Consider the following 16,514-nt stretch of genomic DNA (forward strand, 5'->3'; position numbering starts at 1 on the left):
CGCCGGCTACCCGCCGGGGCCCCGATAAGCTACGCCCGCTACAGCGCCGAGTCACCGCTCTCCCCGGTGCGGACCCGGAAGGCCTCCTCAAGATCCATCACGAAGACTTTGCCGTCTCCGACCTTGCCGGTCTTTCCGGAGTCCATGATGGCCTCCACCACCCGCTCGGCCAATTCGTCGGTACACGCAACCTCGATCTTGGTCTTGGGGATGAAGTCCACCATGTATTCGGCGCCCCGATACAGCTCCGTATGGCCACGTTGTCGCCCGAAGCCCTGCACCTCGGAGACGGTCATGCCGTTGATTCCAAGGTCGGACAAGGTGTTGCGTACATGATCCAGCCTGAACGGCTTGATGATGGCCATTACTAGTTTCATTGAAGCCTTCCTTGCGGCTTGGCGCGGCAGTGAATTGCCGGGCGCGGATTCTATCAATGCCGGCTCAGCGATGTCAAAAGTTGGCCGTGCGCTTCCTCGCCCGGACCCTTGGCCGCCAGGGGGTGCTCGAGCAGCGCAACGACGGCGAGGCGGCGGCCGCTGTCGGCCAGGACATAGCCGGCGATTGCCGACACTCCATTTAGGCTGCCGGTCTTGATGTGCGCTCGCCCGCCGAACGCAGTGTCGCTGTAGGTTTTCGTAAGAGTGCCGTCGCGCCCGGCGATCGGGAGGGAGGCGGCGAGTTCGGGGAACCGGGGGCCCTGGCCGGCATGCACCAGCAGTCTTCCCAGGTCGGCGGCGGATATCCGGGAAACCCGCGACAGGCCGGACCCGTTGTCCAGAATCAGGCTTGGAAGTTCCAGTCCTTCACGTTTCAGGATCTCGCCGGCAGCCTTACGCGCCTTGTCCAGCGTTGCAGGCGGCCCGAACATCTCCGCACCCAGCGTCAGCAACAACTGGCGCGCCATCACGTTGTTGCTGTGCTTGTTCATGAATCGCACCGCCTGGAACGCGAACTCCGACTTGAACTCCAGCCAGGGCTCGGCGTCCTGCGGCGCACTGCCCAGGCGATATCCGCCCGAAATTTCGCCGCCCCCTTCCCGCCACAAGGCCTCGAACAGCCCGTGGGCGTAGGCCGGACCGGAAAGCGCCCGACGCGAAATCGAGTAGCTGTTGCAGCGGCGGCTGTAGTTCCCGTCCAACTCGACGCGGCTGTCGCCTTCGCCGGCGATGCGCACTGCCACTCCGCGCTGAAATCCGCCGCATCGTCCGCTGCTCAGCCGTAGCCGGTTGACCAGTTCCAACCCGGACAGCGGTGGCTCCACCCGGGCATGAACGCGGCCCCGGGCGTGGTCCGGTTCAACGATTACCCGGATCGCCTGAAAGTTCATCAGCAGCGCGTAGGGAGATGCGCTGAAGGAGCGGTGACGGTCGGCTTCGAAGCCGGCAACCGGCGAATCATCGGCCGGCAGCCACCGATCGTCGAGCACCAGCGGTCCGTCGATCCGGCGCAGGCCTTTTTGCTTCAACTGCTGCAGCAGCAGCCAGACGCGTTCCATGACCAGGTGCGGATCCCCACGCCCTTCCAGAATCAATGGGCCGTCAAGCACGCCGTCGCGCAGTTCGCCGCCCAGATGGACGCGCGTGATCCAGCGGTATTCCGGCCCGAGCCCCTCCAGAGCCAGCCAGCCGGTCAGCAGCTTGATTACCGATGCCGGCTTTCTCGGAACGTCCGCATGGTGACTCAGCAAAGGCTGGTCCTCACCCATGTCCCGGACCCAGACGGAGTAGTTTTCGCGCGGGATGCCGTAGTGCGCGAGGACGCGATCGACCGCGGCCGGGAGGGCGTCCTGGGCACCCCCTGCCGGCGGCCAGCACAGCAGCGCGCTCAGCGCCAGAGCGCGGACTGACTTGCTAGGCAGAAGCACGAATGCGCCCGCGAGCCGGCGATCCGATGACTTCCCAGCCCTTTTCGCCCGCGATCGCCGCCAGCGCCGATTCCGGATTGACCGCGACCGGAAGGCCGCAGGCGCCCAGCAGCGGCAGGTCGCTCAGCGAGTTTCCGTAAGCCACGGCATCCGCAAGGCTGGTTTCGAACCGCGCACAGAGGTCGCGCGCCGAGGCCAACTTGGCTTCGCCCACGCGATGCACGATCGGTGGCGCGAAGCCGTAGCGTCCGGCGCGCACCGCGCATTCGGTTGCGACGACGTTGCCGACGCCCAGTCTTCCGGCGATCGCGTCGGCGAGGACGCTCGGCGTTCCCGATAGCAGCACGACGATATCGCCTTCTTGTTGATGCGCCCGCAGGCGTTCAAGGCACGGTCCATAGAGCGCCCTGTCCAGCCCGTCGGCGGCCCACTCGCGCGCCAGCTTTTCCGCGCTGCCCACTGTGCGCCGCCAGAGCAGCGACTTGTTCTTGGCGAACACTCCCAGCCCGTATCGGGGATAGTGCCGCAGGGCAAACAGGGCGTAGGCCAGCAGCCTGACCGGGCCGATCCGTCCCTTGAGGAAGAGCCAGAGCATGAAGCGCTTTTCGCTGCTGGGCTCGTTCAGCAGCGTGCCGTCGATATCGAACAGCGCGAGACGCGGCACGGACTTGGCGCCATTCATGGAGTTCCGCGATTGCGGGAGAACAGGGACCGCCGCTCTTCGGCCAGAAATTCCATGATCACCGGCATGCCCCGCAACAGGCACAGCGCAACGGCAAGGTAAGTGAAAGCCATGGCCAGCCACTCCCAAATCGGTTGGAGCAACGCCCAGATTTCCGTCAGCGAAGGCAGCAGCGATTCCACTCCAACGGGCAGCGGCTCGATCATGAACAGGCCGACAAACGCGCAAGCCTTGATCGTGGCGTAAAACCCGCGCATGAAGCGGCCCGCGACCAGCCACCGGGCCGCGGGCGAGTTCAGCAGCGCAAGAGGGCTGCGCCGGTCGGCCTGGACCTGGCTGGCCCGGATGGCGTCCACCAGCACGCCGCGCACCACGAACACGATCGGAATCCAGATCGGTATGAGGTCGAGGTCCGCCAGCACGATCCACAGCGTGAGTTCGACGATGCGATCGACGGCGATATCGAAAAGCGCCCCGAACAGGCTTTCCTCGCCTCTGCGCCGGGCGACCCAGCCGTCCAGCCCATCGGATATGAAGACCACGGCGAGAATGGGCCACAGCCACAATTGCAATGGTGAAACCGGCCGGTAGGCGATGACCACCACGACGAGCAACAGGACAAGGCGGCTCAGCGTTATCAGGTTCGCCATGGCCGAATTATAGACAGCGGAAGCCGATCTTATAATTGCCGCCTTCGTCGCGGGCTTCGGGTAAATGGGCGCAATTTCTTTTCTGCTTGGCACGGTCGCGGACCTGTACATGTTGTGCTTCGTGATTCGTCTGGCGCTGTACTGGCACGGCTCCGATCCGCGTAATCCCGTGGCCGCAGTGGTGCTGCGCCTGACCAATCCGGTGGTTCTGCCGTTCAGATTGCTCGTGAAGCCTTCGCAACGGCTGGAGACGCATGTACTGCTGACGTTTCTGACGCTGCAATGCCTGCTGGTGTGGCTTACGGTCAACGCGGGGTGCCTGGTCGAGCCCTCGCTGTTCCAGCTCGTGGGCTTCGGCCTGATCCGCGCCATGCGCCTGGTCCTGTGGTTCTATCTGCTGGCGGTGGTCGCCTGGGCCCTGCTGAGCTGGTTCTCGCCGAGCGGATACAACCCGGTCGTGGGCGTGCTGCATCGGATCTGCACGCCCGCGCTGGCGCCGATCCGGCGCATTCTCCCAGGGATGGGCGGCATCGACTTCAGCCCGCTGGTGTTCATCCTGGGCGTGCAGTTCGTGCTGGCCTTTCTGCCGGGCGCGGAAGTGGCGCGGGCCCTGAGTTGCACCCCGGGCTTCTCGCCTATCTAGTGGTCCATCCCGGTGCCGCGGAAAACCGGCGATCCCGAACGCACAATGAAACGCGCGATCTTCGGTGCCGTACTGGCCATCGTGCTCGGAGCGGCGACTGCCTTTGCGCAGGACCCTCTGCCACGCGCCCAACCCGCCGATGTGGGGATGAAGGGGTCGGGTCTGGACGCGCTGGCGGCGTCCATGCGCGGTCTGGTCGACGAAGGCCGCCGCGCCGGTGTCGTGTGGGGCGTGGCTAAAGACGGCAAGCTGGTGCAACTGGAAGCGTACGGATACCGCGACCGCGAAGCAGGCCTTCCGATGGAGGCGGACACCGTGTTCCGGATCTATTCCCAAAGCCGGGCGGTCACCGGCGCCGCCATCCTCACGCTGGTGGACGACGGGGCCATGGGTCTGGACGACCCCGTTGCCGATTACCTGCCGGAGATCGCCGCCATGCCGGTGATTGCGGAACTGCGCCGTAACCGGGTCGTTCGCACCGTGCCGCAGGACCCACCCATGACCATCCGGCACCTGTTCAATTACACTGCCGGACTTGGCTATGCCGTCAGCTGGCCCGCCGGCGTCGGCATCGAACAGCGGGAAATTCTGTCACTCGAGCACACGCTGGAGGCCATGGTCGACAAGTTGTCCACTTATCCGCTCCTGGCCCAGCCCGGCGAGAAGTGGATTTACGGCTTCCATTCCGATGTGCTCGGAGCCCTGGCGGAAGAAGTGTCGGGAAGCGACCTCAACGAGTTCCTCGACCGTCGCATGTTCACGCCCCTGGGTATGAAGGACACGGGGTATTGGGTCCGCCGGGGATCCAATGACCGCCTGGCCATGGTGTATGGGCCCGACGACACCGGCGCCCTGGTGCGCCGCGATGCTCCGCCCTCCAGTTCCTACACGGAACCGGGAATCTTTTTCTCTGCCGGCGGCGGCCTCGTTTCGACGGTGCCCGATTATCTCCGTTTCGGTCAGATGATCCTGAACGGCGGCGAGCTGGACGGGGAACGCATTCTCAAGGCCGGGACCGTGGCGGAAATGGGAACCAACGCCCTGGGACCGACCCAGGGGACGGTTTCCTTCGGCGACGGTTTCGACCCGCCCAAACCCTTTGCCGGATACGGCTGGGGCCTGGCCATTGGCGTGCGCCTGGCCGACGGCGTGCACACGGTGCCCGGATCGCCGGGGGACCTGATCTGGGGCGGTCTGGCCAACACCACCTTTTTCTTCGATCCGGTCGAGAACATCGTCGCCGTGGCCATGACGCAGTACCTCGGGCCCGACTCCGCCGAGCTGGTCTTCCGCCTGCGCGAAGGGGTTTACGGTGCGCTCGCGGATTAGGTTCGTTGAGGAGCGGATCATGAAGCACCTGCTTAAAACTCTCGCGCTTGTCTGCGCTCTTGCCGCGACAGGCGTTTCCGTGGCGATGGAGCCGGCGGACCCGCGGGACGTGGGCCTTTCTCCGTTGGCCCTGGACCACCTCGAGAAGGCCATGACCGCGCTGGTGGAGACCGAGCGGCGCGCCGGCGTGGTCTGGGCCGTGGCCAAGGACGGCAAACTGGTCACCCTCAAGGCGGCAGGGTTTCGCAACAAGGAAGAAGGCCTGCCCATGGAGACGGACTCCCTGTTTCGCTATTACTCCATGACGCGCACCATCACAACGGTCGCCGCGATGATCAATTACGAAGAGGGCCGGTTCGACCTCGACGATCCGGTTTCAAAGTACATCCCGGCCTTCGCCGACACGCCGGTGCTGAAGGACCGCAAGGGCACGGAGACCCAACCCCAGGCCACGCCGCTGACCATCTATCACCTGCTGACCTACACGTCCGGTCTAGGTTATCCCTTCGACTACGACCCCTCTCTCGAAGTGACGTTCGAGAAAACGTTGTGGCCCGGGTTGACCATCCAGGAGGGCGTGGACTATCTCGCCACCCGTCCGCTGCTGTTTCAGCCGGGCGCCCGCTGGTACTACGGTTATTCCAGCGACGTGCTCGGGCGGTTGGTGGAGATCTGGTCGGGTCGGCCCTACGACGAATTTCTGCAGGAACGGGTGTTCGATCCCCTCGGCCTGACAGACATGGGTTTCACGGTGTCCGATGACGACTGGCACCGCATGGCCGAGGTTTACGCTCCCGGCGAAGACGGCGGACTGGTGAACGCCACGGCGCGCGTGCCCAACATCAATTCCTTCCGCGACGGTGAAACCATGTTCTCAGGCGGCGGCGGTCTCGCCGGGACCGCCATGGACTACCTCCGCGTGGCGCAAATGCTGCTGAACGGGGGCGATCTCGACGGCGCGCGCCTCCTCAAGACCGAGACCGTTGCGTTGATGACCCGCAACCACCTTACCCCGGACCAGGGCCCGCTCAACTGGTACGCCCAGGGACGCTTTGCCGACAACGACCCGTGGAGCCGGCTCAACGGCTATGGCTGGGGCCTGAGCGTCGGCGTGCGCGCCGAGGGAGGCGATCACGCCATCGCCGGCGGGCAGGGCGAATTCAAATGGGACGGTCTCGCCAACACCACGTATTTCGTCGATCCGGAAAATGCCATCGTTGCGGTTGCGCTCACCCAGTACCTTGGCCCTGGCCAGGATGATCTGGAGATGGCCCTGCGCACATCCTTGTACGGAGCGGTACTGGATTAGAGTTCCGTCCCGCGCACATGCTGCTGCGCGCGGTGCAAGATCCGGGCTGGACGAAGGACGTCTTACTCGGCTTCGGCTTCGGTTTCGGGGTTGTCCGGCGGGGGCAATTCCAGCCCCTCGATCGTTTCCATCACCACGTCGTCAAGCGGGATCAGCGCTTCCGGCGCAGGCAGCACTATTTCGCCTTCCGCCGCCTCGCCGATCGGAGCGAGGGGATCGGTACTGACCACGATAGGAGTGTCGGGACGAATCGAAGGCAGCGGGTCCGGAATGGGGCCCTGGGCTTCGGCCTGGGCCACCTCCTCGGGGGTGGCGAGACGCACGGCAAAGTTCACGATGCGCACGAAACCTTCTTCGTATTCCTCCTGGAACATTGCGCCGAGGATCAGCATGGCCAGCACGACGAAACTGGCGATGACGGCCGAGAAGCCGAAGCGGATCGCGGTGCGCTGCTTGCGCCTGGCTTCGCGCGCGCGGCCGTCGTCCGGCTGGGGAGGCTTGAGGTGCTTCACGCCTTGCTGAACCGCAGCGACGCGGAGTTGATGCAGTAGCGCATGCCGGTGGGCCGGGGCCCGTCTGGAAAGACGTGGCCTAAGTGGGCGCCGCAATTCGAGCAGACGACTTCGACCCGCTGCATGCCGTGGCTGCTGTCGACGTGCTCGGCCACCGAGCCGTCGGAGGCGGGCTGGAAGAAGCTTGGCCAGCCCGTCCCGGAGTCGAACTTGGAGTCGGAACGAAACAATTCATGTCCGCAGCAAACGCACTCGTAGGCGCCGGTTTCCTTGTTGTAGAGCAACTCCCCCGTAAACGGGCGCTCGGTGCCCTTCTCCTGCGTGACGTGGTACTGCTCCGGCGTCAGTCGCGTCTTGAGTTCATTGTTCTTCGGGGCCTTGTGCATGGGGTGATTGTAGACCCAATGGCCCCGCACCCGGTCAGGCTTCGAGCAGGCGGTTTACGCGGCGGACGAACTCGCCCGGGTTGTCGAGATCTCTCCCCTGGGTCAGGACTGCCTGCTCGTGCAGCAGGCGGGTAAGGTCCTCGAACAGATCGGCGTCGCCTTCGCGCAAGGCCAGGCGCCTGAACAGGCCGTGGCGGGTATTGATCTCCAGGACCGGTTTGGTTTCCGGAAGCTCCTGGCCGCTGGCGCGCAATATTCGCTGCATCTGCACGCCCATCTCGTATTCTCCCAGCGCCAGGCAGGACGGCGAGTCCGTCAGCCGCGAGGTGGAGCGCACGTCGGAGACTTCGTCGCCCAGCACGCTCTTCATCCGCTGCAGTAAGGTATTGGCATCCTCGCCGTCAATGCCGTCCGCCGTCTCGACCGGCGCCGTTCCCGGCAACTCGTTCGCAGCCATTGCGCCGCGGGTGATGTCGCGGAATCGCAGTCCTTCGTACTCGCCCAGATGCCCCACGACCCATTCGTCGATCGGGTCAGACAACAGAAGCACTTCCAGGCCGCGCTGGGTGAACACCTCGAGCTGCGGGCTGGAACGCGCCGCCGCGGGGCCGGCCGCGGCAATGTAGTAGATCTCCTTCTGATCGTCCGGCTTGCGTTTGACGTAGTCCTCGAGAGTTTCGGTCTGCCGGTCGTCTTTCGAGTCCGTGGAGGCAAAGCGCAGCAGGGCCAGGATCCGGTCCCGGTTGCCCGGATCCTCGACCACGCCCTCCTTGAACACGCGGCCGAATTCGTCCCAGAAAACCTGGTAGTTGTCGGCGTCGTCCCCGGCAAGCCTGTCCAGCATGTCCAGCACCCGGCGCGCCAGCGCCTGGCGCATTGCACGCACGTCGTCGTTCTGCTGGAGGAGTTCGCGCGAAACGTTAAGCGGCAGATCCTTGCTGTCGACTACGCCTCGGACAAACCTCAAGTACAAAGGCAGGAACTGCTCGGCGTCGTCCATGATGAAGACCCGCTGGACGTACAGCTTTACCCCCCGCGGCGACTCGCGGTTGAACAGGTCGAACGGCGCCCGCCGCGGCACGAACAGCAGGCTGGCGTATTCGCGGCGTCCCTCCACCTGGTTGTGCGCGTGACAGAGCGGATCCTCGGTGTCGCGGGCGATGTGCCGGTAGAACTCCTGGTACTCCTCGGGCTTGATGTCGCGCTTCGGTCGCGTCCAGAGCGCCTGGGCGGTGTTGACCACTTCCCGGGGCGGTTCGGCGTCCGTCTTGTCGTCCTGCTCCTCCCCGTCTGCCGTGCCTGGCATGGTCACGGGGAAGGCGATGTGGTCGGAGTAGCGGCGAATCAGCGAACGCAGGTAATGGGGTTCCGCGAATCCCTTCTCTTCCTCCTTGAGATAAAGCCGCACCGATGTACCGCGTTGTTCCTGCGGGGCCGAACGCACCGTGAACTTGCCCTGGCCTTCGGACGACCAGCTCACGCCCTCCTCGGAGTTCAGTCCCGCGCGCCGCGTGCGCACCTCCACGCGCGAGGCTACGATGAAGGACGAATAAAAACCCACTCCGAACTGGCCGATGAGCCGGGCGTCCTCCTGCTCGTCCCCGGACAGCCCGGCCAGGAAGTCGCTGGTGCCGGACTTGGCAATGGTTCCGAGTTGCTGGATTACCTCGTCCTCGGACATGCCGATGCCGTTGTCGCTGACTTCGACCCAGCCCTCGTCGGCATCGAAGTCCACCGCGATCGCGAGGTCGGTATCGTCGGCCAGGAGTTCCGGGTGGGAGATGGCCTCGAAACGCAAGCGGTCGCAGGCGTCGGAGGCGTTCGAGATCAGTTCGCGCAGGAATATCTCCTTGTGGCTGTACAAGGAGTGGATCATCAGCTTCAGGAGCTGGCGGACCTCGGCCTGAAAGCTGCGGGTGCGCGCCCTGCGGGTCTTCCTTGCAGAAGTGTCTTGCGCCATCTTCGGCTGCCCTAGGGTCTGATCGTGATCGGAGTGCCGATGCGGGTCATCATCCATATCTCCAGCATCGCGGCGTTGCTGACGGCGATGCAGCCGTCGGTCCAGTCACGCGTCGAGTAATAGTTGCGGTCCCGCCCGTTGGTGGGCCTGATCGGACGACCATGCACCATGATGAGTCCGCCGGCAGGCACCTCGGCCTGTTCGGCGCGGCTCCGGTCCGATTCGTTGGGATAGGAGATCTGCAGGGCCAGCATGAAACTGGAATCCGGCTTGCGGGCCGAAATGTGGTAATCGCCCTCGGGCGTGCGGTAGTCGCCCTCGCGCATCTTGTGGCCCCTGGGCGCCAAGCCCAGGGCGATCGGAAATGTGCGAACCGTTTCTCCATCCTTGATGAGATATAGCCGGCGTAGCGATTTATCAACCATGATCGAATCGATTACCGGCAGCACGGCGGGCTCGGCCGCCGGCGCCGCGGCGGCGCCGAGGCAGATTCCCAGCAGCAGACAGAACGCCAGACGCACCGCCGTAGCCCTTCCATACCCCCTGCCTCTGGGGGCGTCGGCGGCAGGAGCCGCCGCCGAGCCCCATGGATGGGTTAATGCGTCCCCCGGAGGCAGGGGGTATGGAAGGGCGGAATCGAAGTTCCAGCCGTTCATCGGTCAGGAGGGCGCCGGAGCGTTCTTCGCCTGCAGCCTGGGGAACATCAGTTCGGCGCCGACCTCCAGGGTGTCGGGATCCAGGCCCGGGTTGTACTGACGCAGCAGCCACATCGGCACGTCGTTGCGGCGCATGAGTTGCCAGACCGAATCCCCCCGTCGCACCCGGTACTCGCTGACCCCCACGACGTGGTAGTCGGAGAAGAACGCTTGCTGCAGTTCGTGGTGGAAAGCCACGCGGCGCTGAATGAACGTATCCCGGCTGACCTTGCTGAAGTCCAGGCGCAGGCGCTTGCCGATACTCACCGGCCTGCCGAAGCTCAAACCGTTCAGGTCCCGCAGGCGCTGCGTCCGCACTTCCAGCCAGTCGGCGTAGTGTCCCAGCGTTTCCGCGGCCTCCACCTGCACCCGATCGCCGTCCAGCACCGTATAGTCGTTGGGGTCGGCCAGGCTGACCACGCCGAAGGACGGGCCCGTGGGGGCGGGCTCCACCGCCGGCGCCGAAGCCACGATACCGTTGTCGTCGTCGGCTGCCGGTTCCGGCGCCTCCGCGGCCACCGGCGGCTGCGGAATCGGAAGATGTGCCGATGTCAGGCGAAGTTCCTGTCCCACGTATATCCGGTTCCTGTTCCCTATGTCGTTCAACGCAAGCAGCTCGTCCTCGGACAGGCCGGCCCGGCGGGCGATCCTGCCGACCGTGTCGCCGCGACGCACGCGGTAGGTTTCGGCGCTGTCGGGTATCGGTTCGCGCGCCGCCAGCCCCGGGATCTCCAGCGTCTGGCCGGCGCGGATGCGGTGCATGTTGCGCAGGTTGTTGGCTTGCATCAGCCTTGTCACGCTCGTCCCGTAGCGTTGCGCGATCAGCGACAGCGTGTCGCCGGGTTGTATGACGTAGTTGCGGTCGCGGATCTGGCTAGCGAATCGCTGATCGCTCGAGATCGCCGCGACGCGGACTTCGGCGTCCGCCATCGGGGGCACCCGCAGCAGGTAGTTTCTTGGAACGTATTTGGAATCGCCCAGCACCGGCTGACGCAGGCCGGGGTTCAGGCTCGCCAGCATGGAGGAATCCACGGACAGGGCGCCGGCCAGCGTGCTCAGGCGCATGTAGTCCGGCACCTGCACCATCGCGTATTCGATCGGCGGATCCAGGGTTACCGGCCCGAACAAGCGTTCGGCTTCCTCCTCCACCTCGATCGCGGCAATGAGTTCGACGTAGAAGTTGCGTCCGGCAAACTTGAAGGTCCGCCCCTTGTAGCGGCGGACCACGGTCTCGATGTCCTTGGTGCCCAGTTGTCTGGCCGCCCGCAGCATCGCGCCCACTCCCTGGTTGTAGGCGGTGATCGCCAGCGGCCAGCTGTCGAGCAAGCTGTGGTTGTAGGTCAGCAGTTGCGCGGCGGCGACGGTCGCCCGCCACGGATCCAGCCGTTCGTCCATGACGTTGTCGATGCGCATGAACCGTCGCCCGGTGGACCGGGTGAATTGCCACATCCCCAGGGCTGCCGCCGACGAGCGAGCATGCGGCTGAAACGAGGACTCCACGTGCGGCAAGGCGGCCACCCCCGCGGGCACGCCGTTTTCCTTGAGCGTCCTGAGAATGTGGTCGCGCCAGCGTCCCGATCGCACCAGGCCGTCCCTGAATTTCTCGGCCACTCCCTGCTGCACGCGGAGGCGCCCCGCCGCGGCCCTGAGCGTGGCGCGCGACGGGTCGGGACCCCAGGCGTCAAGAACCCGCTGTTCCTTTTCGCTGAGTTTTCCGGGCCTCCGGTCCGCCAGTCGCAGCAGCACATCGCGGTAGTCGCGCACGGCCGCCCGTATCGCGCTGCGCCGCGCGCGCGGCGAAAGGTCCTTCAGGGATACTTCGCCGTAAACGACGCCCACATACAGGTTGTCGTGCACCAGGCCCGTATCGCGGCCCGTGGCCCCGAATACCCGCTTCCAGAAGTCGATTTCGGTTCGCAGCCCCTCCGGAACCGGCAGGCCCCCGGCAGCGAATGCGGTTCCCGGGTGCAGGGCAAGAGCCAGCATCATGGCAAGCGCCGGCAGCACGGCGAGTGTTCTGGCTGGCGCCCTCATATTCGGGCAGACTTTCTACACGAAAGCCGCCAATTTCGCAATGCGCCGCGCCGGTTACGCACCCAGTCCCTGAGACATCTGCGCAAAGCTGGTCAGGGGAAATCCGCACCTCCGGTCCCAATCCGACTGGTCGATCACCGGCGCGTTGATCAGGCCGATCATTTCATCGAACTTGCTCAATGCGGCACAGCCCACGGCCGCCGGATCCGTGGCGCTTCGGTAGGTCGGCCAGGCGCGGTCCCGGGCGTGGCGCCAGAACGGGCTGTCGTACCGGGAACCGCAGCTGTAGTGCCACCCCACAAACAGGCCGCAGGTGAGCGTGTCGTTAATCAGGAAGCGGTTGACGACCGGCACGTCGTTTTCCTGGTATTCGGCAGGCCGGTTGAACCGCATCTGCAGAATCATCCCGACCTGCATCTCGGCCAGCCGGATCGCGGTGGCCTCCAGCGGTTCCATGAAGCCGCCCGCATTGCCGATGCGGGCCACCGCGCCGTCGTAGATCCGACGGTGGACGAAATTGGGAAAACGCAGTACGGCGCGTTTTTCGAATTCCGTCACGCCGTCCTGCGCCAGCAGTTCGTCGAAGTCCTTTTCGACTTCCTCCAGGCCGGATATGTCGCGGTTGAAGATATAACCGTATGACGTGTGCGCGGTTAGCGGGATAACGAACACCCATCCGTGCGGGCGCGCGATCGCGCGGGTGTAGGTGTGTTTGAGGACCGGCCCGTCGGGCGGTTCCTCGATGATCGCCGGACAGCGGCGGATCACCGCGGTATTCGTCGGGATGAAGGAGATTTCGATGTGCTCTGCGGGATCCAGTCGCTTGGGAAATCCGCGCGCGTCAAATACCAGGTCGTAGCGCTCGGGCGGCAGGTCCTCGAACTCCACCTGCGCTCCGCCGTCCACCCTCTTGATGTCCAGCACCCTGGCGTCGATGTGGCGGGCGCGCGTGCCCTCGCTCAGCAAATCGCCCATCACGTCGGCCGACAGGTGGTAGGCGTAGGATACTTCCTGCGGCGTGAAATAGTGAATGAACTCGCTCTTCCGCCGGCCCCATCCCTCGAACTGCACACCGTACTTGCGGGTCGCGTTCAGGCGCTGCTGAACCTTCTCGTGCGGCAATCCCGACAGCCGATGCAATTGCTGGACCAGGCTGGGCCAGCTTCCCTCGCCTACGCCGATGACCGGAATGCGCGAGTCGTAGATATGGTGCAGTTCATGGTCCTTGTCCGGGTGCAGCCGGGACACGCTGGCGGCGGCCAGGGCGCCCGCGGTCCCGCGCCCGACCACGGCGATCTTCCTGCACGAGTTACTGCCCGGCATCGTCACGGCTGGGGTCCCCCCGAAACCACCTATCTCAACATGCCCGAAGGCTGATTCTACTTGAGCGCGTGGAATCGGCCATCCGATGGACAATGACTGCCGGCCGACCCTATACTCGGCTGCATTCAATGGGGGTGGAATGAGCGGTTCTCGTCGCGAATCAATGCGTACGGCAGTGCTCGTGTTTCAGGTTCCGTGAGCGGGCCGGACGCGGGCAAGGGGCGATTCGAGACCCGATTTGCCGAATGGGTGGTCGCCTTTCGCTGGCGGGTCATCCTGGCCGCGCTGTTCCTGGTGGCGGTCGCGTCCAGCGGCATTCTGCGCCTCGGTTTCTCGGGCGACTATCGCATCTTTTTCGACGAGGACAATCCGCAGCTCCTGGCGCTGGAAGCGCTTGAGGGCACCTACGGCAAGAACGAAAACGTTGTATTCCTGATCGTCCCGGACGATGGAAACGCGACCTCGGAGACCGCGCTCTCGGCGGCAGTCTGGCTCACGGAAGCCGCCTGGCAGACACCGTATTCCCGACGGGTCGATTCGTTGACGAACTTCCAGTACACGACGGCGGAAGGCGACGACCTGTATGTGCGGGACCTCGTTGACCCGCAGCAACTGACCGATCCCGACGCGCGATCGCGCATACGTGCAATCGCCCTGGCCGATCCCCGTGTCGAGGGCAGCATCCTGGCGACCGGCGGCGACGTGAGCGTGGTGAACGTAACGGTGGAACTGCCCGACGGGGACCAGTTGGAGGCGGTCGCCGAAGTCGCAGGCTTTGCTCGCGAGATCGCCGCACAGGCGGAAGAACAGTTTGCCGGCATGGACCTTCGCGTGGTCGGCACGGTCATGATCAATCAGACCTTCCTGGAAGCATCGATCGAGAGCCAGATGATTTTCCTGCCCGCCAGCCTTGCGCTCATGGCCCTGATCCTGGGGGTCCTCATCCGCGGCATTGCGGGGGTAGCGGCGACCGGGACGGTGATCGTCTTTTCCATTCTCGCGTCGATCGGCCTGGGCGGTTGGGCCGGCCTGCCTTTTTCCCCGCCCATCTCGCCGGCGCCGACCATCGTGTTGATGATTGTCGTGGCCAACTGCGTTCACCTGCTGGTGACATTGCAGCAGCACATGCGCGCCGGGAACTCGAAGCGCGATGCCATCGTCCATTCCGTCAGCCTCAACCTGCACCCGGTGTTCCTGGCCAGCCTCACGACGGCGCTCGGATTCCTGAGCATGAACTTTTCGGAGGTCCCCCCCTACCGCCACCTCGGCAACTTCGTCGCTTTCGGGATCGGCATGTCCTTCGTTCTTTCCGTCACATTTCTGCCGGCCGTGCTTTCGCTGCTCCCGGTCCGACCCGGGTCGGACCGGCGCCTGGTCGGGCCGCTGCTTGGCTCCATGGCGGACTTTGCGCTGCGGAGAAGAAAGGTGCTGCTGTGGGGATGGGTGGTGGTGGTGATCGCAATGATCGTGGCCATTCCGCGCAATGAACTCAATGACGTGCTGGTCCATTTCTTCGATGAGAGCGTCGAGTTCAGACGCGACACCGATTTCATGGACGAGCGCCTGAGCGGCAACACCGTGCTCGATTACTCGCTGGAGGCGGCCGACGCGGGTGGCGTAACCGATCCCGAATTCCTCGTCGAGGTATCGGCCTTCGCCGAGTGGTTCCGCGAGCAGCCTTCCGTGCGCCATGTCTCGGTCATCACCGACACCTTTCGGCAACTCAACCAGAGCATGCACGGCGACGATCCCGCGTATTACCGGATCCCCGAGAGCCGGGAACTGGCGGCGCAGTACCTGTTGCTCTACGAGCTTTCACTGCCCCAGGGTCTGGATCTCAACAACCAGATGGACACGCTCCGATCGGCTACGCGCATGACGGTATCGTCCACGACGCTGTATTCGCAGGACCTGCTGGATCTGAACGCGCGTGCCGATGCCTGGCTCAAGGAAAACGCGCCTCGGATTGTCGGAGTCAACAGTTCCGGTCCCTCGGCGCTGTTCGCCTACATCGGCCAGCGCAATATCCGGGCCATGCTGCTGGGCACCATCGTCGTGCTTGTCGCGATTTCCGCCATTCTCCTGGCCGCCCTGCGTTCGCTGCGGCTCGGCCTGGTCAGCATCGTGCCCAATCTGCTCCCCGCCGTGATGGGTTTCGGTGTCTGGGGACTGACGGTCGGGCAGGTCGGGCTTTCGCTGTCCGTGGTGGTGGCCATGACGATCGGCATAGTCGTGGACGACACCGTGCATTTTCTCGCCAAGTACCGCCGTGCGCGGCGCGAATACGGCCGCGATCCCGAGCAGGCCGTGCACTATGCTTTCGAGACGGCAGGCCGGGCCCTGTTTACGACCACGGTCGTGCTGGTGGCCGGTTTTCTTATATTCGCATTCTCTCCGTTCCTTCCCACGGCCCAGGTGGGGATCCTCACCGCGATGGTTATCGGCTTCGCGCTTATCGCGGACCTGTCCCTGCTGCCCGCGCTGTTACTGGCAATCGACAAGCCGTCCGGCGGACAAATCGCGCACAAAAGCGCCCTCGTGCCATAATTTCGCCGGGTCACACCGGGCGCCGCCGTGTTCAACAATCCATTCGACTCCTTTCACAAGACCGTTGGCAAGGCCAAGAAAGAGCGCGAACGACTCGACCGGCTGCTGACCATTTCCACCCCGGGGGAACTTGCGCTGGTGGCGGTCACCGGGCTGGTGTTGCTCCTTTTCGTGGCGTGGCTGTTGTTCGGCAGCGTGGCCCGCAGCGTCACGGTTGAAGGCGTGCTTGTAGCTTCCGGCGAGCAAAATCCGGGTGACGGCTCGTCCCTGCAGGCGGTGGTATGGATCGAAACAGAGCTTGCGCGCCGGATCGAGTCCGGCATGCCGGCCTCGCTGGAAGTCGATATCGCCGATGGACGGGCACGCAGTCATCCGGGCGTGGTCTCGGGCCTCGCCGCCGTACTCCCGGCCGACGGGGCATCGCCGGTCGAGTCGGCGGCGCCGGTGACCATGCATCGCCTGGAGATCGCCCTCGACCAGGGCCGGGAATTCCCTTCCGCCGATGGGCCGGCGTGCCGGATCGTGATTGAGCTCGGCAGTCAATCGCCGCTGGCTTTTTTCGTACGGAGGCAATCCTGAA

General features: G+C 64.7%; 15 protein-coding genes. 5 read left to right on the forward strand and 10 right to left on the reverse strand.

What is annotated here, in order from left to right; all coding sequences use genetic code 11:
• Window positions 1-38: 38 nt before the first annotated feature.
• The 4 genes from F4036_09345 to F4036_09360 are packed head-to-tail and all read right to left on the reverse strand — an operon-like array spanning window position 39 to window position 3,307.
• Complete coding sequence (locus tag F4036_09345; GenBank protein ID MYK37943.1) at window positions 39-377, reverse strand: P-II family nitrogen regulator; 339 nt, start codon at window positions 375-377, stop codon at window positions 39-41.
• Between the two features lie 53 nt (window positions 378-430).
• Window positions 431-1,942, reverse strand: coding sequence for a D-alanyl-D-alanine carboxypeptidase/D-alanyl-D-alanine-endopeptidase (gene dacB / locus F4036_09350; protein MYK37944.1), 1,512 nt, complete (start codon window positions 1,940-1,942; stop codon window positions 431-433).
• Window positions 1,851-2,546, reverse strand: coding sequence for an HAD-IB family phosphatase (locus F4036_09355; GenBank protein MYK37945.1), 696 nt, complete (start codon window positions 2,544-2,546; stop codon window positions 1,851-1,853). Before F4036_09355 ends, dacB begins: the two co-directional genes overlap by 92 nt.
• Complete coding sequence (locus F4036_09360; protein ID MYK37946.1) at window positions 2,543-3,307, reverse strand: CDP-alcohol phosphatidyltransferase family protein; 765 nt, start codon at window positions 3,305-3,307, stop codon at window positions 2,543-2,545. The genes F4036_09355 and F4036_09360 overlap by 4 nt, the downstream gene beginning before the upstream one ends.
• Between F4036_09360 and F4036_09365 the strand changes: the two genes are divergently transcribed.
• From F4036_09365 to F4036_09375, 3 genes are read left to right on the forward strand one after another with little or no spacing between them, the layout of a single operon-like run.
• A complete protein-coding gene (locus F4036_09365; GenBank protein MYK37947.1) occupies window positions 3,261-3,839 on the forward strand; it encodes a YggT family protein in 579 nt (192 codons plus the stop codon). The genes F4036_09360 and F4036_09365 overlap by 47 nt on opposite strands.
• Before the next feature lie 45 nt (window positions 3,840-3,884).
• Entirely contained in the window at window positions 3,885-5,168 is a 1,284-nt protein-coding gene (locus tag F4036_09370) for a beta-lactamase family protein (GenBank protein ID MYK37948.1), read from the forward strand.
• Window positions 5,169-5,187: 19 nt separating this feature from the next.
• Entirely contained in the window at window positions 5,188-6,477 is a 1,290-nt protein-coding gene (locus F4036_09375; protein ID MYK37949.1) for a beta-lactamase family protein, read from the forward strand.
• Window positions 6,478-6,539: 62 nt separating this feature from the next.
• Here the strand turns inward: F4036_09375 and F4036_09380 are convergent, their stop codons facing one another.
• From F4036_09380 to F4036_09405, 6 genes are read right to left on the reverse strand one after another with little or no spacing between them, the layout of a single operon-like run.
• Window positions 6,540-6,989 (reverse strand): hypothetical protein, encoded by a 450-nt coding sequence (locus F4036_09380; GenBank protein MYK37950.1) that lies wholly within the window; start codon window positions 6,987-6,989, stop codon window positions 6,540-6,542.
• Window positions 6,986-7,375 carry a peptide-methionine (R)-S-oxide reductase MsrB gene (gene msrB, locus F4036_09385; protein ID MYK37951.1) on the reverse strand — a complete coding sequence of 130 codons (390 nt, stop codon included), beginning with the start codon at window positions 7,373-7,375 and terminating at the stop codon, window positions 6,986-6,988. Before msrB ends, F4036_09380 begins: the two co-directional genes overlap by 4 nt.
• A gap of 34 nt (window positions 7,376-7,409) precedes the next feature.
• Entirely contained in the window at window positions 7,410-9,335 is a 1,926-nt protein-coding gene (htpG, locus tag F4036_09390) for a molecular chaperone HtpG (GenBank protein MYK37952.1), read from the reverse strand.
• 11 nt (window positions 9,336-9,346) lie between these two features.
• Window positions 9,347-9,991 (reverse strand): L,D-transpeptidase family protein, encoded by a 645-nt coding sequence (locus F4036_09395; protein ID MYK37953.1) that lies wholly within the window; start codon window positions 9,989-9,991, stop codon window positions 9,347-9,349.
• Between the two features lie 3 nt (window positions 9,992-9,994).
• Complete coding sequence (locus F4036_09400) at window positions 9,995-12,064, reverse strand: LysM peptidoglycan-binding domain-containing protein (protein MYK37954.1); 2,070 nt, start codon at window positions 12,062-12,064, stop codon at window positions 9,995-9,997.
• A gap of 54 nt (window positions 12,065-12,118) precedes the next feature.
• The gene (locus F4036_09405; protein MYK37955.1) at window positions 12,119-13,387 is read right to left on the reverse strand and encodes a tryptophan 7-halogenase; all 1,269 of its coding nucleotides are present in this window, start codon (window positions 13,385-13,387) and stop codon (window positions 12,119-12,121) included.
• Between the two features lie 195 nt (window positions 13,388-13,582).
• On the opposite strand from F4036_09405, the gene F4036_09410 reads away from it, so the two are divergent.
• Together F4036_09410 and F4036_09415 are read left to right on the forward strand one after the other, a co-directional pair.
• Entirely contained in the window at window positions 13,583-15,934 is a 2,352-nt protein-coding gene (locus F4036_09410) for an MMPL family transporter (protein MYK37956.1), read from the forward strand.
• Between the two features lie 27 nt (window positions 15,935-15,961).
• Complete coding sequence (locus tag F4036_09415; protein ID MYK37957.1) at window positions 15,962-16,513, forward strand: hypothetical protein; 552 nt, start codon at window positions 15,962-15,964, stop codon at window positions 16,511-16,513.
• Window position 16,514 lies beyond the last annotated feature (1 nt).

It is taken from the genome of Gammaproteobacteria bacterium (genome assembly GCA_009845905.1).
Classification (GTDB): Bacteria; Pseudomonadota; Gammaproteobacteria; order Steroidobacterales; family Foliamicaceae; genus Foliamicus.

Coding starts and splice junctions, on each gene's coding strand:
- F4036_09345 (MYK37943.1), bottom strand. CDS start 377: ATGAAACTAGTAATGGCCATCATCAAGCCGTTCAGGCTGGATCATGTA.
- F4036_09355 (MYK37945.1), bottom strand. CDS start 2,546: ATGAATGGCGCCAAGTCCGTGCCGCGTCTCGCGCTGTTCGATATCGAC.
- F4036_09365 (MYK37947.1), top strand. CDS start 3,261: ATGGGCGCAATTTCTTTTCTGCTTGGCACGGTCGCGGACCTGTACATG.
- F4036_09360 (MYK37946.1), bottom strand. CDS start 3,307: ATGTACAGGTCCGCGACCGTGCCAAGCAGAAAAGAAATTGCGCCCATT.
- F4036_09370 (MYK37948.1), top strand. CDS start 3,885: ATGAAACGCGCGATCTTCGGTGCCGTACTGGCCATCGTGCTCGGAGCG.
- F4036_09375 (MYK37949.1), top strand. CDS start 5,188: ATGAAGCACCTGCTTAAAACTCTCGCGCTTGTCTGCGCTCTTGCCGCG.
- msrB (MYK37951.1), bottom strand. CDS start 7,375: ATGCACAAGGCCCCGAAGAACAATGAACTCAAGACGCGACTGACGCCG.
- htpG (MYK37952.1), bottom strand. CDS start 9,335: ATGGCGCAAGACACTTCTGCAAGGAAGACCCGCAGGGCGCGCACCCGC.
- F4036_09395 (MYK37953.1), bottom strand. CDS start 9,991: ATGAACGGCTGGAACTTCGATTCCGCCCTTCCATACCCCCTGCCTCCG.
- F4036_09400 (MYK37954.1), bottom strand. CDS start 12,064: ATGAGGGCGCCAGCCAGAACACTCGCCGTGCTGCCGGCGCTTGCCATG.
- F4036_09405 (MYK37955.1), bottom strand. CDS start 13,387: ATGCCGGGCAGTAACTCGTGCAGGAAGATCGCCGTGGTCGGGCGCGGG.